Here is a 23336-nt window from a genome sequence, read left to right as displayed (position 1 = left end):
ATGAGTACACATCAATTTCAACCTGATCTTCCGCCTCCAGCGAATACCGTTGGACCAGTAGGTTGGTTAAGAAAAAATCTATTTAATGGACCTGTTAACAGCGTCGTCACTGTGGTTCTTGCTTACTTTGCTTTTACCCTTCTATGGGCAGTAGCGGATTGGGCATTCATCAGTGCCGACTGGATAGGAACCACACGCGATGCCTGTACTAGCGAAGGCGCTTGTTGGGTTTTTATCAGCGTTCGTTGGGACCAATTCATGTATGGCTTCTACCCAGAAGCTGAACTGTGGCGACCTCGCCTCTTCTACGCAACGTTGGCCATTTTTGTAGCCTTACTGGCTTATGAAAAAACACCTAAACGCACGTGGATTTGGTTGTTCTTCGTCAACATCTACCCATTTATCATTGCCGGCTTGCTATACGGTGGGGTCTTTGGGTTAGAAGTTGTTGATACCCATAAATGGGGCGGCCTATTGGTTACACTGGTCATCGCACTTGTTGGTATTGTAGTGTCACTTCCTATTGGTGTTGCACTTGCTCTTGGGCGTCGCTCAGAGATGCCGATCATTCGCAGTATGTGTACCGTATACATCGAAATTTGGCGTGGTGTACCGCTCATTACAGTTCTATTCATGGCTTCAGTAATGCTCCCACTCTTTTTATCAGAAGGGACAGAAACCGATAAGCTGATTCGAGCACTTGTAGGGGTAGTTCTATTCAGTGCAGCCTACATGGCCGAAGTAATTCGTGGTGGTTTACAAGCAATACCAAAAGGCCAATACGAAGCGGCTGATGCTCTGGGGTTAAGCTACTGGAAAAAGACTGGGCTTATCATTCTTCCTCAAGCTCTTAAAATCACGATTCCTTCAATTGTGAACACCTTCATTGGTTTGTTTAAAGATACCAGTCTTGTTTTGATTATTGGTATGTTTGATGTACTAGGGATTGGCCAAGCCGCGAATACCGACCCTGAATGGCTTGGGTATTCAACAGAAAGTTATGTATTTGTCGCGTTAGTGTTCTGGGTGTTTTGTTTTGGCATGTCGAGATATTCGATATGGCTAGAAAACAGACTTCACACCGGTCACAAACGATAATTAACAAGATCAAGGACGTATTATGACGCAGCAGACAGAAAACAACTCTCAAGGTCTTATGATCGAGTTGAAAGACATGAACAAATGGTACGGTGAATTCCACGTACTTAAGAACATCAATCTAGAAGTTAAAAAAGGCGAGAAAATCGTTATCTGTGGCCCTTCTGGCTCTGGTAAATCAACGATGATCCGCTGCATCAACCGATTAGAAGAGCACCAAAAAGGTCATATCTTCGTTTCAGGTAATGAATTAACGGAAGATCTAAAGAACATCGAAGCCGTACGTAGAGATGTCGGCATGTGTTTCCAACACTTCAATCTGTTTCCACATCTGACGGTATTAGAGAACTGTACTCTGGCCCCTATCTGGGTCAAAAAGATGCCAAAAGAAGAAGCCGAAGCGATTGCAATGAAGTACCTAGAGCGAGTTAAAATCCCAGAGCAAGCGGATAAGTTCCCAGGTCAACTTTCAGGTGGTCAGCAACAACGTGTAGCTATCGCTCGCTCTTTGTGTATGAACCCTCAAGTGATGCTGTTTGATGAACCAACGTCGGCGCTCGATCCAGAAATGGTTCGTGAGGTGTTAGACGTAATGGTTGAGCTTGCAGAAGAAGGCATGACGATGCTTTGTGTAACGCACGAGATGGGTTTTGCTAAAGAGGTCGCAGATCGCGTTATCTTCATGGATGCCGGTGAAATCATAGAAGAGAACAATCCTGTCGATTTCTTTGAAAACCCACAATCAGACAGAACGCAGAACTTCTTAAGCCAAATCTTACACCACTAATGTGTTATGATGCATAAACTACAGAGGCGGCTTAGGTCGCCTCTTTGTTTTCAGTGTTATAATTAAGTTTTTCAAGATTATAAACAGCGACTCAGTGCGATAAAAATTAAGCATCGAACCTTAACTGCACTATAAGAAATACTTTGTTACACCTTCAGAAACACTTAACCGACTATTTTGATTATTATTTTACGTATACAAGAGGAATGAGAGACTTGATTTTTCGAACTTTCACCCCCATAAATGTACTAATAACTATTGAAGTCACCTTACGAGGAAGATTATGAACAGCCCTATGTTTTCACGCACAGCATCTCAAGAAAGTGCTCTGCAAACCAATAAAGTGTTGCGTAATACCTACGCATTACTGTCTATGACACTACTTTGGTCTGCTGTTGTAGCAGGCGTATCCATGGCGATGAACCTTCCTCGCCCGGGTCTTATTATCATGCTTGTTGGCTTCTACGGCCTACTTTTCCTAACAGAAAAGAACCGTGACAACAGCATGGGTCTAGTCTTCACATTCCTATTTACGGGTTTCTTAGGCTACACTATCGGTCCAATCTTAAACATGTACGTTGGCGCAGGCATGGGTGATGTCATCCTAACTGCACTTGGCGGTACAGCACTGGCGTTTATGGGCGCATCAGCTTACGCACTAACAACTAAGCGTGACCTGTCGTTCCTTAATGGCATGCTATTAGCTGGTTTCGTAGTACTACTTGTAGGTATGGTTGCAAACATCTTCCTACAAATGCCTCTACTATCATTGGCAATGAGCGGTATGTTCATCCTGTTCTCGACTGGTGTTATCTTGCTTACAACGCAAAACATCATTCGTGGCGGTGAAACAAACTACATATCTGCGACGATCAGCTTGTACGTATCGATCTACAACATCTTCATCAGCCTACTAAGCATCCTAGGCATCATGGGCAGCGACGACTAATCGCTCCCATCACTGAAGAATATCTAGCCCAAGAGCCTATCTCTTGGGCTTTTTTGTATCTATAAGTGTGATATTTCATTGGATAGCTACAATTTCTGTTGAGAAAGACAAACTTGGTCATGTACCCTATCCACATAGTTAATTGGATTCTGGATTAAACATGTTTGAATATAACGGCAAGCAAATCGAAACCGACGCTCAAGGCTACCTATTGGATTACACGCAATGGGAAGAAGGCATGATTGAAATTCTTGCTCAAGACGAGGCGATTGAACTTACAGATGCACACTTAGAAGTCGTACATTTTGTAAGGAGCTTTTACGAAGAGTTCAACACCTCACCAGCGGTTCGCATGCTCGTTAAAGCAATGGAAAAAGCCCACGGCCCAGAAAAAGGCAACAGTAAGTACCTTTTCAAGTTATTCAAAAAAGGTCCTGCAAAACAAGCGACCAAGCTCGCCGGCTTACCTAAACCAGCAAAGTGCTTGTAAAACCTAACCCGCTTTAGGCCATTAAGTTACTTTCGATATAAATACTGTAGTGCCATAACTACAGTATTTTAAACGCCCCTACGCGTACGTCCTGGCGCTCACTATCTTTCACTTGATGCATCACAACGTTGTCTACTGTTGCGCTCGAAGGGCCAATATTGAGCCAAGCATGTAACTTCTCTATTTGTTGACCCTCTCCGACAGCTAATACTTCAACTCGACCATCATTTAAGTTCTTTGCATAACCTGAGAGACCCATAGCTTGCGCCTGCCTACTGGTGTGGTAACGGAACCCAACACATTGAACTACGCCTGACACGACAAAAATATATTGTGAACTTTCCATAACGTTGCCTCATAAATTATATGAATGATATAGTCGAGTTTCTATTCATTCACCGCTTATTGGTGGACTTACTTCGAGTATAACGATTATGAAAGAAATCCCATTTCGTTGGATTGACAAATATCTCATTCACCTAAAAATCCAAGAAAAGTTCTATCTACTCTTCTTATTACCTCTTCTCGCCTTGGTTATATTAACTCTCGTTTTAGATAGTGCCGCGGACTCTTTACTTGCTCATCTTTATCAAGAAGAAATGCTCTTGATGAAAGGGCTTATCGAAGCGGGTCAACTCACTAAAGATCAAGTAGCTCAGCTTGTCAGCAGTTCTGAAACCATCTCTTTAGGCTATGGTGCTGGTTCTGTTTCAGTAATGAATGGTGCGTTCAGCCTAGTTGCCAACCATGACCAAAACCTTTGGTCTGCTCTATCGACGACTCAGGTTTCTATCATAGCTGTAACCCTAACGCTTATCGCACTAGGTGTTTACTACATTATGACTTTCATTGGCGGCGCGATGTTCTCTATGAACAAAGCTCTGAACACCCTAGCGAATGGCGACTTAACTTGCCGCATGAACTACTTCTTAGTTCGTGACGAGTTCAGTGAAATCGCTATTACAATCGATAAAGTCGCTGAACGTGAACAAAACATGGTTCTATCAATCCAAGAGTCTGTCGCTCTCATGCAGCAAATCAGCTCAGACTTGAACCAGTCAACACAACAAAGTTCAGACATCTCAGGTAACCAACAGGAACACCTGAATAGCTTGGCAAGTGCAACGGAACAAATGGCGGCTACCATTCGCGAAGTCGCTACCCTTGCTCATGAGTCTAGTTCACAAACGATGGACGCTCGCGGCGTTGCTCAGAGCGGTCAAGTAAAGGTTTCAAATACATTGGAGTCTATCTCTAGCCTATCTCAAGAGATCCAATCCGCTTCACAAGCAGTAGAAGAGCTGGATGCCAACGCAGCGCAGATCGATGAAGTAGTCACAACCATCAACGGTATTTCTGAACAGACTAACCTGTTGGCGTTGAACGCCGCTATCGAAGCCGCACGTGCTGGCGAGCAAGGTCGTGGATTTGCTGTTGTTGCCGATGAAGTTCGTGCCCTTGCCGGTCGTACTCAGCAAGCAACGGTTGAAATCCAAAGCATGATTGAATCATTACAACGTAACAGTCAATCACTGACCAAGCTGATGGAAGTCACGGTGAATAATGCTAACGAAGGCCAAACACTGATGTCAGAAGTGAACGTCGAGATCGGTTCATTAGCGGAAAAGAACCAGTCTATTTCAGATAGCAGCACTCAAATTGCTACCGCAGCTGAAGAACAAGGCGTAGTCGCTGACAACATTGCACAGAGTGTTGAAGAGATTCGTCATCAATCAGACAGCATCTGCGAGATGATCAGCAAGAGTAATTCCAATGTTGACCAACTTCGTAAACAAAGCGATACGATGGAAGGTTTGCTGACAGGTCTTAAAGCTTAATACTGCTCTCCAACCACAATGTGTTGATTAATCATTACTAGGGCTGCTTCTGCAGCCCTTTCTTATTTGCTTTTCACCTGTACTTCCCCGACAATACCCCTCCTTCAAATTCAACAAACAGAGTAAATTATGACTCCTTCAATTCATCTAGCTAAAGGCCGAGATAAATCACTACGCCGCAAACACCCTTGGGTATTTTCACGCGGTATCGATAAGGTCGAAGGCGAACCAAAACAAGGTGAAACTGTAGACGTATATGCTCAAAATGGTCAGTGGCTTGCAAAAGCGGCTTACTCACCAGAATCTCAAATTCGAGCTCGTGTTTGGACATTTGAAAAAGAAGAGATCAACAAGGCGTTCTTCGTAAAACGAATTCAAGACGCACAATCTTTACGAGAAGACATTATCGAGCGTGATGGTCTAACGGGCTACCGCCTAACGGCCGCAGAGTCTGATGGCTTGCCAGGTATCACAATCGACAAATATCAAGATTTCCTTGTTTGCCAACTGCTAAGTGCTGGCGCTGAATTTAACAAAAGCGTATTGGTAGAAGCGTTAATCGAGTGCTTCCCTGACTGCAACATCTACGAGCGTTCAGACGTAGCGGTTCGTAAAAAAGAAGGTCTAGAACAAGTTGTCGGCGTACTTCATGGTGAAGAGCCACCTAAATCAATTGTGATTGAAGAGAATGGCGTCAAAATCAGCGTGAACATTATGGAAGGCCACAAAACGGGCTTTTACATGGACCAACGTGATAGCCGCAAAGAATCGATGAAGTACGTTAAAGGCAAAGATGTCCTTAACTGTTTCTCATACACAGGTGGTTTTGGCCTTTACGCACTTAAAGGCGACGCGAAGCGTGTTATCAACGCTGACGTATCTCAACTTGCTCTTGATACAGCTAAGTTCAACGCTGAACTTAATGAGTTTGATATCTCGAAAAAGCGTGCTGTATTCCTAAACGCTGACGTTTTCAAACTGCTTCGAGAGTACCGTGACCAAGGCACTAAGTTTGACGTAGTGATCATGGATCCACCAAAGTTTGTTTCAAGCAAGAATAACCTAACTTCAGGCGCTAACGGCTACAAAGACGTTAACATGCTTGCGATGCAAATCCTGAAACCAGGTGGCACTCTACTCACCTACTCTTGCTCTGGCTTAATGGGTACTGATTTGTTCCAAAAAATCATCGCTGATGCAGCATTAGATGCAGGCCGCACTGTTAAGTTCGTAGAACGCTTCGAGCAAGCAGCCGATCATCTAACAGACACAGCCTACCCAGAAGGTTTCTACCTGAAAGGTTTTGCTTGTAAGGTTTTATAATAGCCACTAAAAATAAAAACCACCTTAGACAAAGGTGGTTTCTGTTTGGACTAGAGACCGAAGCTTATGTTTCGGTCTTTTTATTTACCCATCGGTATACTTTAGACCACTTTGGTCAAACAAGTAGTTGGCTAGGTCATCCGTCGCTACTCCCTCAAACTCAATCGATACTGAATCACCACCTTTAGTAACGGTAACAACAGAACCACCATTACCATTAGATGAGACTGAGTCTTTAATATCACCTAAAAGAGAATCGATTTCAGTTGAGTTTAGCTCTTCAAATAGTTCAGAAAGGTCAATTTTATCGCCTTCATTCACATCAAAATCTTTGATGACATCAGCGCTTCCATCTAAGTCTCCGTCTAACCAGGCGAATAAATCTGCTCCTTCCCCACCGGTCAACGTATCGCTGCCTTCTCCGCCAAATAAGAAGTCGTCACCCAAGCCACCATCTAAAGTGTCATCTCCACCTTGACCATACAAGATATCGTTACCCTCACCACCTGACAATTCATCATCAGCATCGTTTTCTGACGCAGTGCCGAACTCTTCTTTGTGACTAGTGACGTAATCATGAATCGTCTTAGCATCAACGTCAGCTAAACCCGAACTGAGTTTTTGAGCTACATATTCTTGGAGCGTTAGCTCTGTCGAACCGTCATCAGCAAACAGCACTGGCTGATCACCAAACAATATGTCATCACCACTTTGTGCGGTGATCGTATCTTGTCCCGGGACAGCCTGAACCGTATCTCCAGCGATTGCTTCAGCAAGGTCTTCAACTTTGATGTTGTGGTCAACCACTTTGTCTGTATCAAACATTTCTAAGGTGTCTTTGTCGACATTACCACCAAGGCCAATAGCCTGTACCGCAGACAAGCCAGCTAAAATATTAAACATGTGAACGGCTTGTGGGGTCACCTTATTGCTGCCTGTATCGGAAGCGCTGTATTTATCCCTAAATACAAGCTCATTACCATCAATTTTCAACGTACCAAGCCTAACGCGATTACCATTGTTATCTAAATAAGGTGAATATACGTGCGCATGGTTATGGCCATGACCATTATTATATTCAACAACCTTAACACCATTTACTTCTATGCTTCCTGATGGCTGCAAAGATGCTAGGTCAAAATCGGAACCAAGGATATCTTGTAAGCTTAGAGCTTCACCCTTAGATTTATCCGCATACATCCAGAACTGATCAAGTTCATCATCGTCCAAATCATCCTCTGTTGCTTGGTTAATTTCACCATCAGTGATAAAGAACGAATGATTAGTCGCGTCATTATCTGGTAGTGAATTAAACCAGTCTATCGCAGAATCGAAGCCAGCCTCATAGTTGGTTCGTCCTGAGTTGTCATCAATTATCGTGTTGAGGGCGTTCTCAAACTGAGTTTTAGGGCTAGCTGAACTCAAATCGATACTAATGACATGAGACGCATTAGTTTCAAATTGTGTTAGCAACACGTTCACAGTACCTGAGTTTTCACCGCCTGCACTTTCAACTAACTTATCAAATGCCGCCTGCAATTCGGGCTTAGCTTCGGCAATCGTACCCTTCATACTACCGGAAGTGTCGAAAATAAACGCGATGTTGTAGTCCTGCCCTGGGATAATTTGCAAGCCTGATGTGTCGCCGATGACAATGTTACTGTTTTCATCAGTAATGATGTTATCAGATCCACTTTCACCCATTAATATACTGTGATTGCGGACTGATGCAGAAGATGTGGCATAACTGTCCTGCGAAGTACCATCCACTTCAACCGAAGTTGCTGTAGCCTTAAGTTCAAAGTCTAGGTCGCCTTGGTACTCAGAAGGTACTCGAATCTGTACATCTCCAAGAACGTTACCTGCAGCATCAATATCTAACTCATAAGTTGCAACACCATTCGCAGATGATACTGGCTCTATAGCCTCTCCATCTATTTCTAGCTTCAACCCTGAAGGAATCCCGGTTAGTTCAACTTTGTCGCTTAAGGTCTCGCTTCCATCGACATCAACAAGCGCAACTGACACATCAATCGGTAGAACTTGATCTTCTAGAATTTGATAAGTGCCAGATTCATTGTCCAAACTCACGATAGTATCTTTGAATACAATCTGCTCTATCTCATAAAGGTGATCACCAGCTTCTTTATCACTAGCACCTACTTGGTCAGCCGTATCAATGAAACGTTTGTCTTCAACAATCCAATATGGAACTTCACTATGATCATCAGCAGGGAACCAACGTAAAACGTAGTCTGATATGTCCCCTGTATAAATAACACTGTCCACTTGGTTAGGATCATCGATCGAGCCTATACCTCCGTCAAAGTGGTCGTTATAAGCGCTTCCTATAAATGTATCACTTCCCTGTGTACCCGCCGATACATCACCGACAAAGTGGATGGGAGACAATGCTACATCATCTGGATTGCGCTGATCTTTCGCTATAAACAAATCATCTTTGTCAGTACGATCATCAGTAGTATCAGCGTTATTAATAACGTCTCCACTAGAGGTGAGTCCCTCAACAATATTACCCGTATTACCCATTTCTAGTAGAGTGCCATTATTAAATAGATCTTTAATGGCCTGTTCGTCAGATGTATCGAAGCTAGGTTCCACTCGAATTGTTTTCAAATCACCAATAGTAATAGTAACAACAGGAGCATCAGCCACAGGCGTAATATCTACCGTAAGCGTATGCTCTTCTGACGTACCATTCTCGTTTACAGCCTTGAACTTAATTTCAGCGTAGTCATTCGATTTATTGCCTACACCTTCAACATTGAAGCCGTCATAACCAGATTCGTTAGCATCTGGATTAAAGCCTATCACGCCTGAAGTTAATTGAGCCGATGTAATCTGATTCGAGTTTAATGGTTGCCAGTTCGGCTCTTGAACAGTGCCAAGGTTAATCACCAACGCTCCATCGAGTGGTTGATGAGTTATCACCACATCGTTGCCAGACTCAATCCCAAAATCATCAATCGATAGCACTAAAATAGTATCTTCTTGTCCAAAGGCTTCCTTACTCTCAGCATCTGGCCCAACAGGTACTGGATGGACAATTAGCTCGAAGGCCCCATTCGAAATCTCACTGGTATCGCCGACAATCTCGTCTGAAATAGCTTCAATCTTAACGCTATAAGTGCCTGGCTCATCAACCTGAATCATCAGATCAGCGAGCACTGTTTCGGCAGTACCATTTGATGTTAACCAAGCAGATATATCAACTTCACCATCAGCATTAACAACAAGCTCCTGATCTCCAAGTTTAACAATTGAACCTTCAGGCAAACCGGACACGACGAGTCTCAACGTCTCTGAACCATCGGTATCAACAAGCTGCGTAGTGATCTTAGAGACATTGATAAAGGTATCTTCCAGCCCTTCATTAATATCGAACGCTGGGTAATAACCACCCTCTAAGGATTCATGTTCAACCTGTGCCCCGATATTAACTTTATCCTCAAGCGAACTTACATCAGGAACAATATCGAAGTTGTCCGTGTTAAAGTCTACGGGTTCATTACCACCAACTGCGACACTGATAGTGGCATTACCTGGACCAGCCTCGTTGTCGTGGAATGCAGTAATTGTGTACCAACCAGATGCCGATGGTACAAAGGCTGAAGACTCATAGGTACCGCCTCCGCCCCAAGTTTGAGAGGCCATGGTTTCACCACCGACTTCAAGTCTAAATGAATCATCCGCATGACCGCTAAACACGTATGACTCACCAGCAACTAGGAATACTAAACCAGTAAGTTTGCTCGAAATGTTTTCGATAGCTGGAGAGTTCTGAGTGCCAAAGTCTGGCGCCTGTGTAACTTCTGAAGAGTTGGCAACACCTGCAGACTCGATTGCTTGTTCAACAAGGTCTGGAGCCACTCCGCTACCATTGTTGTAATCAAAGTCTAGGTTTTCCCATTGCTCTAACTTAAAACCTTCATCTAAATCTACATTTGGTGTTTCTACAACTAACTTGGCAAGTGTCGTATCAGGGCGAATATCAATCGACATCGTCGTACTAGAGCTGATGTTGATGCCGTCAGAACTGTGGTAGTTAAACTCCGCATAATCTTGCTGATTATTGCCAGTTGCTACATTCTCTTCATCAGACATTAATGTACTTGATTCATAGCTTACTGGGTTGAATATCAAGAAACCTTGTTCAATCTGCTCTTGGCTTACTGATACTCCTGTACCAATCGTTTCAGTATTTAACAGAACCCATTCATCAGTAGATTCGTTGTACAGATACATATCACCCGCACCTGGAGCACTAGTGATAACAATCGACAATTCACTAGAATCTGCGTCAGAAACATTGAAATCGGCCCACTTAAACGTAATCGATGAACCTTGGGCTTGTGCCTCATCGCCAATGACATGTGAGTCCTGTGCTTGCGGTGCTTCATCGTTATCAATGATCGTCGCAATACCTTGCTTACCACCCACTTCGAGCGTGAAGTTCTCATTTAACTCATCAATGCCGTCTTCGTTAGTTGGTACCTTGATGTCAAACGACGTTACTCCCGCAGGCACAACAAGCTGACCATTAACAAGCGTCACTCCCTCAGTGAACTCTACGTTGTCGGTGAAATCTTTGTTATCACCGAGCTCGGCAGAACCGGAGTTTAACGACCAGTCGAATTGAGTCTCTTGACTGCTTGTGTTAACTAGGTTCACGGTGAAGACAGCTACATCGCCTTCAATTACTTGTTCATTATTTGGATTAACCGCGTTGCTCACTGTATCGATAATTGGAGCTTCATCGTTATCAGTAATGCTACCCACTGCGCATTCACCATCAACAGTCACGGTGTATGTTTCAGCGATTTCATGGAGACTGTCATCAATTGTCGGAATCAAGATTGCAAAATCCTTCACTCCAATTGGGACAATCAGCTTTCCACTTTGCTGATCATAGGTGACGCCATTAGTAAAACGAACCAGACTCAGGTCGAGATCTTTTTCGTCACCTGAATCATTCGCAGCATCCGTGTTCTTACCAAAAGTAACGTCCAACGCAGATTCAACAAGTGCACTTGAATCCAAAGTGACTTTAAAGCCAAGTTCATCACCTTCAACTACTGAGTCTGCTAGCAGGTCTACAGACGCAACACTAGAAGGGGTTGGTAGAGGGTTGACGATAACATTAACTTCAGCACTCGCGATTTGGCCATTATCATCAGTAATCTGATATTTAAACGTTGTTTCACCGACAAAGTCATCGCCAGTTAAATCAAAGTATACGATGCCGTCTTTGATATACGCATTACCTTCCGTTTCACCGTATACATAGGTAATACGTAGATTGTCGCCATCTGAATCGATATCGTTATTTAGAAGCTCAGAACCGATAATGCCAGCAAGCTTCGATGTTGGAATCTCAAGAATGCCACCTTGATTCACTGCATATGCGCCTTCACTAGAGGCTTTAAAACCAGTTAGGAAGTAATCTGATGCATCATTATCATGCGTTGCTTGGTTGGAATACTCAGTTGCTTCAAATACCACAGTATCAAACGCGATTGGAATACCATCAGGACCAAGCGGTGTTATTTCGTAAGTACCTTTATTGTTACCGTCTTCAGCAATAAACGTATCACCTGCAACCGCTACGCCATTGAGGTACGCTACCCAACTGCCTTGTTCATGATTATCAGTGAAATCACCGTCATTACCTTCGTTTTTAAACAAGTTAGATACTGAAAATGTAAACTGAGTCGCAGGGCTATCTAAGTTGATTTCAAACTTCTCAGATTGCTGCTCTGCACGATCATATTCAATCTGAGCGCCCAATCCACCTACTTTGCCGGCAACACCAATCTTAATGCCGCTGTGTGCGAAGTCTTTATCTTGGCCATTGAAGCTAGCATTTAGCTCAGCGCCTTCGGCTGACCATGGAGAGTCATTGTCTTCACTGAACTCACCCAGTTTAACTTCGAAGCCTTGCGGATCGTTATTCGCATTCAGGTCACCAGACTTATCGATAGTAACTGTCTTAACTTCACTTTCGTTACCATCACTGTCTACTGCTTTATATTCGAATGAATCTGACGCCTTAGCTTCAAGAGAAGTCAGCTCCCAGTTACCTGGTCCTTGTGTGCTTGCTTCCACCGAAACAATCTCAGCACCTTCAGGAGCGACAATCGTGACATTTTGATTATTGTGGGTGTCATCATAAAGGAAGGTTTGTTCTTCTGTGACACCATTACCATAATCAAAGGTGACTGTAATCTCAGCTCTTGATTGAACACTATCATCAGCATTTGGGGCAAACCAGCCACCCAAACCACTTAGACCAACCGTTACTGAGTCCGCTGGACGAGAAGATAAATCAATGTTGATTGCCTCGTCTTGGTGAATACCGCGATTAGTCGATGCAATACCGAAACCCATATGGCCTTGCTGACTGTTGTTTTGTACTAAAGGCTTAGCGTCAACGTTATTTCGACCTTCCGAGGTAATTGTGACGACATCACCATTATCAAATTTCAGTTCACGAGTATACGCATCTACTTCATCACCCCAGTTATGGAACTCTGCAGTGCTATGAGGGCCTTTATCTAATGTGGATGTATCATCAACACCTAAGAAGAAGCCTGTTGATTCTTGGTCATCTTCATAAACGATGTTGTTAGGATCTGCATACGTCTGCCCAACTACCACTTCAACCTTGTTATTACCATCGACATAATAAAGAGTTCCTGAATCAGGCAGCTCTGTGATGATCACGCCGAGATTTGTATCTGCGTCATTATCGTTATCATCTTCATTATCAGAAATATGGTCTGTACCATCACCTTCGATAGTCCCCATCCCGGTATCGAAAATAACTTGCGAAGAGCCATCTGCATTGAGAGAAATAGAGAAGTCTTCAGCTTTTGGCAGGTTATCATGGCTATCGTCAATAGCTACATTTTTATCAGCGCTAGACGTATCTAGCTTCTCAAATACATCGGTACCATCTTGAGTTACGGATACAACACTAACGTTAAACTCTTGTCCAACTTCGTATTCGTTGTCTTGTTCCGTTTGAATCTCAAAGGTCGCTGTATTTGTATTTGCGTCTACGTTTACAGTTATAACTTCAACAATATCTTCATTGCTCGCGTTTGTGTAAGAGTACTGAAGAGTAACCACACTATCTTCAGGCACTTGTTCACTTAACGTAATCGTAAATGGACTTGTCTTATCACCCTCAACAACTGAATCAGGTCCTGTCAGGCCAACTGTAACGGTATCTTTGTCGTTTGTATCTGTCTCATCGACAATCTTAGCTGTACCTGAGTCCTGTTTGTCATTTTCAACAAACTCACTAGTTGAGCTAGCATTTAGAGTTACAGTCTCTTCACCCTCAAGCAATTTATCATCAAGAACCTTGATGAAGACTTCTAAGCTATCAGAGCCGCTAGCAATAATAAGATCGGCAAGCTCCTGCTCTGAAAGCGCTTTATAATCTTGTCCATCTTTAACGTAGATCTTGTCTTCGTAATCGACACCTTTAGTTGCAGTATCATCTGCATGTCCCAGAGTCAGGTCTAGAGCCACGTTCTCTGAAACAAGCTCATCTAGGTTGATTTCAAATGATAAGAAAGCATCTTCTGCTTCTATCACTGGTTGGCCAGCCGTAATTGTTAGCTCAGCAACAGGTAATACATCAACATTCACTACAACCGTATCTGTACCACCGTTGCCGTCCGACACGGTAACAACAAATGAATCATCTCCATCAAACTCGTTGTTCGGAGTGTACTTCCACTCGCCCGTTTCAGAGTCGATCTCAACACTACCGTTTGTAGGTTGGCTCACCGTGTAAGTCAGGTCAGTGTCGTCAATATCGGTTGCAGTAACCTTACCAGATACAGAGTTATCCTCTTTAGTCGATACACTTATTTGATCAGTCTCGCCAATCGGCACTCCATCTTTGACAAATATTGGAGCATCATTTTCTGGAGTGACATTAATCGTAACCACGGCGGTATCAGTACCACCTTTACCGTCAGAAACTGTGTAAGTAAACGTAGCGATACCATTGAAGTCATCCGCAGGAGTGTAACGAACGGTTTGAGAACCATCTTGTAGTTCAACTAACTCAACCTGACCGTATGTTGGATCAATCACTAAACTATCTAAAATGATTAACGTATCACCATCAACGTCAGAATCATTCGAAAGTAACTCGCTACTAGGGATATCGAAAGTTAAATCTTCTTGTGTCTGAAGATTTTTAATCACTTCTTGAAATTTGATATTGTCTAGATAAGTCCCACTCTTGTCGCCTTCAGTGCCAACTTCTCTAAATGAAAGGGTATTTGAACCATCTCCACTCCCACCTAATAATTCCAATGACTGAGTTTGCATTACGTTACTTTCAGGGGTGATCGTAGCAACAACTTCGCCGTTCCAAATGACCTCAAGCTCAGCACTTGGCAATCGTTCGTACATTGCCGTATCAAAAGACAGTTGGTATAAGGTACCGCTTTCTACACCTCGAATTTGTTGAGTAAGGGTTACATTGTCACCATTACCTTCCATATCAATCATACGATCGCCATCTGTTTCATCAACAGCATAGCCTTCTTGAACTGAATCTAAAGCACCAGTTCTTGCATCGTAGGACCAACCATCTAGTTGGTCGATTCGAGAACCCCAACCGGCATTTGATACCGATTCATAGTCTTCAAAGCTACCATTGACGATCAGGTTATCACCTAACGCTCTTGAATCATCGTTCGCGATAGGGTCATCATTTACTGGTGTGACATTAACGGTCACTGTCGTAGTGCTTTTTTCACCATGAGTATCAACAATGGTGTATTCGAAAGTCGCTTCACCATTGAAGTCTTGGTTAGGTTCAAACACGACATTGCCATCTATCAGCTGAACAGAACCGTTTGTAGCATCGGTTGCGTTGACAGAAAAGATGGTTATGTCATCCCCATCAACATCGAAATCATTGGCTAGCAGCTCACTACCACTAATAGTAAGAGCCTGATCTTCTTCCGTTATAAGTTTGGGTGCATCTATTCCGGTAACTGTAATGTTATCGATGAACGCACCAAGCGAATCAGATTTACCCGCACCAGCAAAAGCGATTAAAGTAGCATCACTACTAACATCAAACTCAGCATTTACTTGATACCAACCTTTGTTATCCGGACCATCTAGTGTTACAGAAATGCCTTCTGGAGCAGTCACTGTTCCATCCGCATGCAGCGTAATAGTTGTATTCCCAACAGTAAAAGTCATATCAGACGACGAGTTGCCATCTTGGCGAGGGTTATAATCGAACTCTACCCTCAAAGAGTCTTGATCCGACGTATCAATTGATGTCGTCATCACCGTGTTTTTATGTGGGTCTAGCTCTGCGTAAAAATCACCGTCGGTAGCATCAACAATTAAGCCGTCTCGCTCAATCTCTATACCATTAGTAAAGTCCCATACCTCTGATGGGTCTTTAGAAACAACCGTCCAACCCGCTGGGTTTGCCATATTTTCGAATGACTCAGTGAGCAATATGGTTTCTTGAACGTTTTTGTAAGAATCACTAATGGCTACAGGCGCATCGTTGACTGGCGTCACCGTCAAGTTGAACGTGCTGTCTACCGGTGTGCTGCCATCTTCGTTGCCGTCTTCGACGTTAATATCGAAAGACGCCGACGTGGTTTCGCTGCCGTCATGCTTGAACGTCACTTTCCCCGCCGCCAACTGCGCCACCGTGAAGCTGCTCGACTCGACGCCGTCCACTAAGATTGTGCCGTTACTCGCGTTGCTGACCGTGAAGCTCACGCCTGTGTCCGTATCGTCAACGTCCGTATAGCCAAGATCTGCCGCCGTGATGGTGTAGCTGCCTGCTTCATCCATTTCACCCAACAGATCGCCTGTCAGCTCCGGCGCATCATTCACAGGCGTCACCGTCAAGTTGAACGTGCTGTCTATCGGTGTGCTGCCATCTTCGTTGCCGTCTTCAACGTTAACGTCGAACGACGCGGACGTGGTTTCACTGCCGTCATGCTTGAACCTCACTTCACCCGCCGCCAACTGCGCCACCGTGAAACTGCTCGACGCGACGCCGTTAACTAAGATTGTGCCGTTGCTCGCGTTGCCGACCGTGAAGGTCACGCCTGTGTCTGTATCGTCAACGTCTGTGTAGCCCAAGTCAGCTGCCGAGAGCGTGTAGCTGCCTGCCTCATCCACTTCCGCCGCCAAATCGCCTGTCAGCTCCGGCGCATCATTCACTGGCGTCACCGTCAAGTTGAACGTGCTGTCTACCGGTGTGCTGCCATCTTCGTTGCCATCTTCAACGTTAACGTCGAACGACGCCGACGTGGTTTCGCTGCCGTCATGTTTAAACGTCACTTTACCCGCCGCCAACTGCGCCACCGTGAAGCTGCTCGACGCGACGCCGTTCACTAAGATTGTGCCGTTGCTCGCGTTGCCGACCGTGAAGGTCACGCCTGTGTCTGTATCGTCAACGTCTGTATAACCCAAGTCAGCTGCCGAGATCGTGTAGCTGCCTGCCTCGTCCACTTCCGCCGCCAAATCGCCTGTCAGCACTGGTGCATCGTTCACAGGAGTGATATTAAGCGTAACTTCTGCTTCGTCTTCCCCACCGTTCCCATCGGTCACTTTATATTTAAAAGTTGCCTCGCCGTTATAGTCGGTATCCGGTGTGAATGTAATTGTATTGTTTGTGTAGTCGACAAACAGCTCACCATTAGTCGCGGAGGTAATTGAACCCACAACAATTGAGAGCTCATCACCATCAATGTCAGTATCATTCGCTAACAATTCATCAAAAGAAATCGTGATAGACGTGTCTTCAGCAGTAACAAGTTTAGATTGATTAATACCTGTCACTGTAATGTTATCTAACAACGCACCGTAGCTATCTGAAGCTCCAGCGCCTGCAAATGTAAGGTCCGTAACGTCCCCTTGGACTTCGAACTCAGCCGTGATCTTATACCAACCATTTGCGTCAGGTTGCCCTATTTGGACATTAAGTCCGTCGGCACCCGATAGAGATCCATCTGCGTGAACAGTAACTAACGTGTCACCGACTTTAAACGTCATGTCAGAAGATGAATTACCGTCTCGTCGAGGGTTGTAATCAAATTCAACACGCACGCTATCTTGGTCTGACGTATTAATGCTTGTTGTGATCGAGGTATTTTGATGAGCATCAAGTTCAGCGAGGTAGTCACCGTCTGTCGCGTCAGCTATGAGACCGTCACGCTGAATCTCTAGACCATTTGTTGCTTCCCAATCACCTAGTTCGTCGCCAGTTACTACTGTCCAACGACCTGTGTTTGTCATGTTTTCAAAGGACTCAGAGAAGAGCAGCGTCTCACTATGAGTTTCATATGTGTCATCAATCGCTACTGGGTCGTCGTTACGGCCATTCACCGTAATCGTCGCCGTTTGTGGTGTTACGCCGCCTAAGCCATCCACGACGTTGTAATTAAGAACAATCTGTTCGCTCTCACCCGCGGCCAAATAGTTAAAGGCACTTGGATCAATCACAAGAGTGTAACCATCCGCAGCCAGCGACAGTCCTGTTGGCAAGCTATCTAAGTCAGCAATCGACAAGGTCGCATCCGCGTCCACGTCGCCTGCGCCTTTAAGTAGGTTCAAGGTTTTCTCTGAGGCATCTTCGTGAGTCGTCTTCGTCAACTGCTCACCCACGGTTGGCGCATCGTTGCTGCCTTTCACTTCGACCGTAATTTCATGCTTCGTCTTGCCATCCGCAGATTTAACGACTAGCGTTTCAGTGTATGTATCACCAGCATCAAGCTTGTTTGCTTTCGTATCATCCAGGGAGTAACTCCACTCACCCGTGGCGTCATCAAACTCAAAGGTGCCGTATTTACCCGCTAGTTTAGCGTCGGCCACTTCTTGGAAGGTGCTTTCACCCTGATCAGGGTCTTCGACTTTCAGAGTGCCGCCCGCCGCAACATCACCGATTGGGTTTCCATCTACATCGATACCCGCTTCAACAACGCTGCTATCTTGCTCTCCGTCTACCGTGATAGTCGCTTTGTCATTACGGCCATTCACCGTAATCGTCGCCGTTTGTGATGTAACACCACCTAAGCCATCCACGACATTGTAATTGAGAACAATCTGTTCGCTCTCACCCGCGGCCAAATAGTTAAAGGCACTTGGATCAATCACAAGAGTGTAACCATCTCCGGCAAGCGATAGTCCTGTTGGCAAGCTATCTAAGTCAGCAATCGACAAGGTCGCATCCGCGTCCACGTCGCCTGCGCCTTTAAGTAGGTTCAAGGTTTTCTCTGAGGCATCTTCGTGAGTCGTTTTCGTCAACTGCTCACCCACGGTTGGCGCATCGTTGCTGCCTTTCACTTCGACCGTAATTTCATGCTTCGTCTTACCATCCGCAGATTTAACGACTAGCGTTTCAGTGTATGTATCACCAGCATCAAGCTTGTCTGCTTTCGTATCATCCAGGGAGTAACTCCACTCGCCCGTGGCGTCATCAAACTCAAAGGTGCCGTATTTACCCGCTAGTTTAGCGTCGGCCACTTCTTGGAAGGTGCTTTCACCCTGATCAGGGTCTTCGACTTTCAGAGTGCCGCCCGCCGCAACATCACCGATTGGGTTTCCATCTACATCGATACCCGCTTCAACAACGCTGCTATCTTGCTCTCCGTCTACCGTGATAGTCGCTTTGTCATTACGGCCATTCACCGTAATCGTCGCCGTTTGTGATGTAACACCACCTAAGCCATCCACGATGTTGTAATTGAGAACAATCTGTTCGCTCTCACCCGCTGCCAGATAGTTAAAGGCACTTGGATCAATCACAAGAGTGTAACCATCTCCGGCAAGCGATAGTCCTGTTGGCAACGCACCTAAGTCAGCAATCGACAAATCCGCATCCGCATCAACGTCGTCCGCGCCTTTGAGTAGGTTCAAGGTTTTCTCTGAAGCATTTTCGTGAGTCGTCTTCATCAACTGCTCACCCACGGTTGGCGCATCGTTGCTGCCTTTCACTTCGACCGTAATTTCATGCTTCGTCTTACCATCCGCAGATTTAACGACTAGCGTTTCAGTGTATGTATCACCAGCATCAAGCTTGTCTGCTTTCGTATCATCCAGGGAGTAACTCCACTCACCCGTGGCGTCATCAAACTCAAAGGTGCCGTATTTACCCGCTAGTTTAGCGTCGGCCACTTCTTGGAAGGTGCTTTCACCCTGATCAGGGTCTTCGACTTTCAGAGTGCCGCCCGCCGCAACATCACCGATTGGGTTTCCATCTACATCGATACCCGCTTCAACAACGCTGCTATCTTGCTCTCCGTCTACCGTGATAGTCGCTTTGTCATTACGGCCATTCACCGTAATCGTCGCCGTTTGTGATGTAACACCACCTAAGCCATCCACGACGTTGTAATTGAGAACAATCTGTTCGCTCTCACCCGCTGCCAGATAGTTAAAGGCACTTGGATCAATCACAAGAGTGTAACCATCTCCGGCAAGCGATAGTCCTGTTGGCAACGCACCTAAGTCAGCAATCGACAAATCCGCATCCGCATCAACGTCGTCCGCACCTTTGAGTAGGTTCAAGGTTTTCTCTGAAGCATCTTCGTGAGTCGTCTTCATCAACTGCTCACCCACGGTTGGCGCATCGTTGCTGCCTTTCACTTCGACCGTAATTTCATGCTTCGTCTTACCATCCGCAGATTTAACGACTAGCGTTTCAGTGTATGTATCACCAGCATCAAGCTTGTCTGCTTTCGTATCATCCAGGGAGTAACTCCACTCGCCCGTGGCGTCATCAAACTCAAAGGTGCCGTATTTACCCGCTAGTTTAGCGTCGGCCACTTCTTGGAAGGTGCTTTCACCCTGATCAGGGTCTTCGACTTTCAGAGTGCCGCCCGCCGCAACATCACCGATTGGGTTTCCATCTACATCGATACCCGCTTCAACAACGCTGCTATCTTGCTCTCCGTCTACCGTGATAGTCGCTTTGTCATTACGGCCATTCACCGTAATCGTCGCCGTTTGTGATGTAACACCACCTAAGCCATCCACGACGTTGTAATTGAGAACAATCTGTTCGCTCTCACCCGCGGCCAAATAGTTAAAGGCACTTGGATCAATCACAAGCGTGTAACCGTCCGCGGCAAGCGATAGTCCTGCAGGTAAGGTATCTAGGTCAGCAATCGACAAGGTCGCGTCCGCGTCCACGTCATCTGCGCCTTTAAGTAGGTTCAGGGTTTGCTCTGGTGCGTCTTCATGGGTGGTCTTCGTCAGTGTATCGCCCACGGTTGGCGCATCGTTGCTGCCCAACACCTCTACTTGTATTTCGTAGCTATCGGTACCATCAAGTGATGTCACTAACAAGCTTTCTGTGTACGTATCACCTTGGTCTAGCTTATTAGCTTTAGAATCATTCAGTGTGTAAGTCCAATCGCCAGTTGATTCATCAAAGGTAAATATGCCGTACTTACCTTGCAATTTCTCGCTATCTACCTCGTTAAAGCTCTCTTGACCTTGATCGGCATCTACAACGCTCAGCTGACCTTCTGCATAACTATTACCACTCTCATCACCTTGAGCATCAATACCCAACTCAACAATATCAGCACTCTGCGGGTCACTCACACTGATGACCGCTTTGTCATTAGTACCGGTGACAGTAATAGTCGCGGTCGATGTGACCGGCTCGCCACTTTCATCGCTCATCGTGTACGTCACCACGACTTGCTCTGTTACACCTACTGGCAGGTGGTCAAAATCTTCGCCAGTCGCTTCAAAGACAAGTTTGTTATCAACGATGGTCGCCAGACCTTTATCTGAGCTCACATTGTCTAAGGTAAAGGTCGCACCATCATCTAAATCTGTGTCGTTGGCCAATACATCTACGGTTACGGTGCTGTTCTCTTGAACTGCCCCGGTGTCTGCATTGGCAATTGGGAGATCGTTAGTGCCGGTGACAGTGATGGTAGCTGTCGATGTGATCGGCTCGCCACTTTCATCGCTCATCGTGTACGTCACCACGACTTGCTCTGTTACACCTACTGGCAGGTGATCAAAATCTTCGCCAGTCGCTTCAAAGACAAGTTTGTTATCAACGATGGTCACCAAACCTTTATCTGAACTCACACTGTCTAAGGTAAAGGTCGCACCATCATCTAAATCGGTGTCGTTAGCCAACACATCAACGGTTACGGTGCTGTTCTCTTGAACTGCCCCGGTGTCTGCATTAGCAATTGGGAGATCGTTAGTACCGGTGACAGTAATAGTCGCGGTCGATGTGATTGGCTCGCCACTTTCATCGCTCATCGTGTACGTCACCACAACTTGCTCTGTTACACCTACTGGCAGGTGATCAAAATCTTCGCCAGTCGCTTCAAACACAAGTTTGTTATCAACGATGGTCACCAGACCTTTGTCTGAGCTCACACTGTCTAAGGTAAAGGTCGCGCTATCATCTAAATCGGTGTCGTTAGCCAACACATCAACGGTTACTGTGCTGTTCTCTTGAACTGCACCAGTGTCGGCGTTTGCGATTGGAAGGTCATTAGTGCCTGTGACTGTGATAGTTAGTGTTGTTGTATCAGTTGTACCTTGGTCATCAGTTACTGTGATTAGTACTTCAATCTTTAGTTCTTCACCTTCAGATAGATAATCATAAGAAGACGCATCGAATTCATAACTACCGTCTTCGTTTAAAGTTAGTCCTTCAACTAAGGTGTCCGCAGTAAACACTAGTGGTTCACCTACAGGTTGATCTACATCCGTAACATTGATGATACCGCTAATAACCTGGTCCTCTAATAAGGAACGGTCCTCAGGCTCTGCTACTGGCGCATCATTCACTGGCGTAACATCAATTGTGACAGTTAGCGTGTCTGTCAGACCAGTTTCATCCGTCACGATAACTTGGAAGCTATCTGGGCCGTTATAGTTTGCATCTGGAGTGTATTGCCAAGAGCCATCTTCATTTAGGGTAAGGCTACCGTTAGAAGGACCCGATTCAACTGAGAAGGTAAGAAGGTCATTATTTGCATCGGTCGCAGTTAACTGGCCGCTTAACAAAGTATCTTCTGGAACAGATGCACTTAGTGCATCTTCAAGCGCGCTAAAAGAAAGGTCTACAAAAATTGGCTCTTGTTGTGCGAAACGAAATTGCTCTAGAAGGCTTAAGCTTTGAGTTCGAGACATGCCTAGTGCTTCAAAACCCGTAGTGATGAACTCAGTACCAGGGATTGTCTCTTCGCCATCACGCTCTACGGTTCCACTAGTTGCTAGACTAGAACCGTTTTGACCAGCAGCGGTAGCGAACTCATCTCCTAACTCAGTAGGGTCTTCACCTTCTTCTAATGCGGCAAAGATATTTGCGATATCTTGGTCTAGTTCAACTTCACCGTCTTCAGGTGAAAAACGCTTAACTGATACCTGAGGTTCATTAGGTTCATTTTGAGACTCAAGAGTTACATCTCCAGCCTGAAGAGGCTCTCCCTCTTCGAGCACTCTAACCGTGCCGTCCACTGAAATAACAATGCGTTGACCCAATGCAAGAGCACCGGTCAAATTCAATGCTGTAATGTCCATATCAACCCCTAAAAACCATTTTCGCTTGCCACGTCAATTTTGTGACATCTTATTTATAATATTAGCCAAAATATAACATTTAACGTCACATAATTCCTAGTTATGAATCTCGCATTTAACATACTCACTGCCAAGGTAATGACGCTGATCACATCACACAATAATGAAAGTGCTCACACTATCAATATAAGTTATTGTGTTTGCGAAAAATAACAGAGCTAAAAACGTAAAATTGACGTTCTTAAAATCATCATAAAG

General features: G+C 45.0%; 8 protein-coding genes. 6 read left to right on the top strand and 2 right to left on the bottom strand.

Features of this window, described 5'->3' with window-relative positions; all coding sequences use genetic code 11:
- From MSG35_RS06155 to MSG35_RS06140, 4 genes are all read left to right on the top strand, one after another.
- Window positions 1–1098, top strand: coding sequence for an amino acid ABC transporter permease (locus MSG35_RS06155; protein WP_248383374.1), 1098 nt, complete (start codon window positions 1–3; stop codon window positions 1096–1098).
- A gap of 22 nt (window positions 1099–1120) precedes the next feature.
- Window positions 1121–1885: an amino acid ABC transporter ATP-binding protein gene (locus tag MSG35_RS06150; RefSeq protein ID WP_017059704.1), complete on the top strand. Its 765-nt coding sequence runs from the start codon at window positions 1121–1123 to the stop codon at window positions 1883–1885.
- A 283-nt stretch (window positions 1886–2168) separates the two neighbouring features.
- Entirely contained in the window at window positions 2169–2834 is a 666-nt protein-coding gene (locus MSG35_RS06145) for a Bax inhibitor-1/YccA family protein (protein WP_017057206.1), read from the top strand.
- A 160-nt stretch (window positions 2835–2994) separates the two neighbouring features.
- Entirely contained in the window at window positions 2995–3324 is a 330-nt protein-coding gene (locus tag MSG35_RS06140) for a TusE/DsrC/DsvC family sulfur relay protein (protein ID WP_017057205.1), read from the top strand.
- A 58-nt stretch (window positions 3325–3382) separates the two neighbouring features.
- Here MSG35_RS06140 and yccX read toward each other — a convergent pair whose 3' ends face one another.
- Complete coding sequence (yccX, locus tag MSG35_RS06135) at window positions 3383–3670, bottom strand: acylphosphatase (RefSeq protein ID WP_248383372.1); 288 nt, start codon at window positions 3668–3670, stop codon at window positions 3383–3385.
- Between the two features lie 88 nt (window positions 3671–3758).
- Between yccX and MSG35_RS06130 the strand changes: the two genes are divergently transcribed.
- On the top strand, window positions 3759–5162 hold the full coding sequence (locus MSG35_RS06130) for a methyl-accepting chemotaxis protein (protein WP_017068925.1): 1404 nt from the start codon (window positions 3759–3761) through the stop codon (window positions 5160–5162).
- Window positions 5163–5291: 129 nt separating this feature from the next.
- The gene (locus MSG35_RS06125; RefSeq protein ID WP_017059708.1) at window positions 5292–6485 is read left to right on the top strand and encodes a class I SAM-dependent methyltransferase; all 1194 of its coding nucleotides are present in this window, start codon (window positions 5292–5294) and stop codon (window positions 6483–6485) included.
- An 84-nt stretch (window positions 6486–6569) separates the two neighbouring features.
- Here MSG35_RS06125 and MSG35_RS06110 read toward each other — a convergent pair whose 3' ends face one another.
- Entirely contained in the window at window positions 6570–23078 is a 16509-nt protein-coding gene (locus MSG35_RS06110) for an Ig-like domain-containing protein (protein ID WP_282449830.1), read from the bottom strand.
- Between the last annotated feature and the right edge of the window lie 258 nt (window positions 23079–23336).

This window comes from Vibrio sp. 1CM23M, from assembly GCF_023161755.1.
In the GTDB taxonomy this organism is placed as follows: domain Bacteria; phylum Pseudomonadota; class Gammaproteobacteria; order Enterobacterales; family Vibrionaceae; genus Vibrio; species Vibrio coralliirubri.
The sequence above is the reverse complement of the archived record's forward strand: the minus strand, read 5'-3'. Positions and strand labels throughout refer to the sequence as shown.

Excerpts from the sequence above, each read along its gene's own strand:
- MSG35_RS06125 (WP_017059708.1), top strand. The coding sequence starts at position 5,292 with ATGACTCCTTCAATTCATCTAGCTAAAGGCCGAGATAAATCACTACGC.
- yccX (WP_248383372.1), bottom strand. The coding sequence starts at position 3,670 with ATGGAAAGTTCACAATATATTTTTGTCGTGTCAGGCGTAGTTCAATGT.
- MSG35_RS06140 (WP_017057205.1), top strand. The coding sequence starts at position 2,995 with ATGTTTGAATATAACGGCAAGCAAATCGAAACCGACGCTCAAGGCTAC.
- MSG35_RS06155 (WP_248383374.1), top strand. The coding sequence starts at position 1 with ATGAGTACACATCAATTTCAACCTGATCTTCCGCCTCCAGCGAATACC.
- MSG35_RS06145 (WP_017057206.1), top strand. The coding sequence starts at position 2,169 with ATGAACAGCCCTATGTTTTCACGCACAGCATCTCAAGAAAGTGCTCTG.
- MSG35_RS06150 (WP_017059704.1), top strand. The coding sequence starts at position 1,121 with ATGACGCAGCAGACAGAAAACAACTCTCAAGGTCTTATGATCGAGTTG.
- MSG35_RS06130 (WP_017068925.1), top strand. The coding sequence starts at position 3,759 with ATGAAAGAAATCCCATTTCGTTGGATTGACAAATATCTCATTCACCTA.
- MSG35_RS06110 (WP_282449830.1), bottom strand. The coding sequence starts at position 23,078 with ATGGACATTACAGCATTGAATTTGACCGGTGCTCTTGCATTGGGTCAA.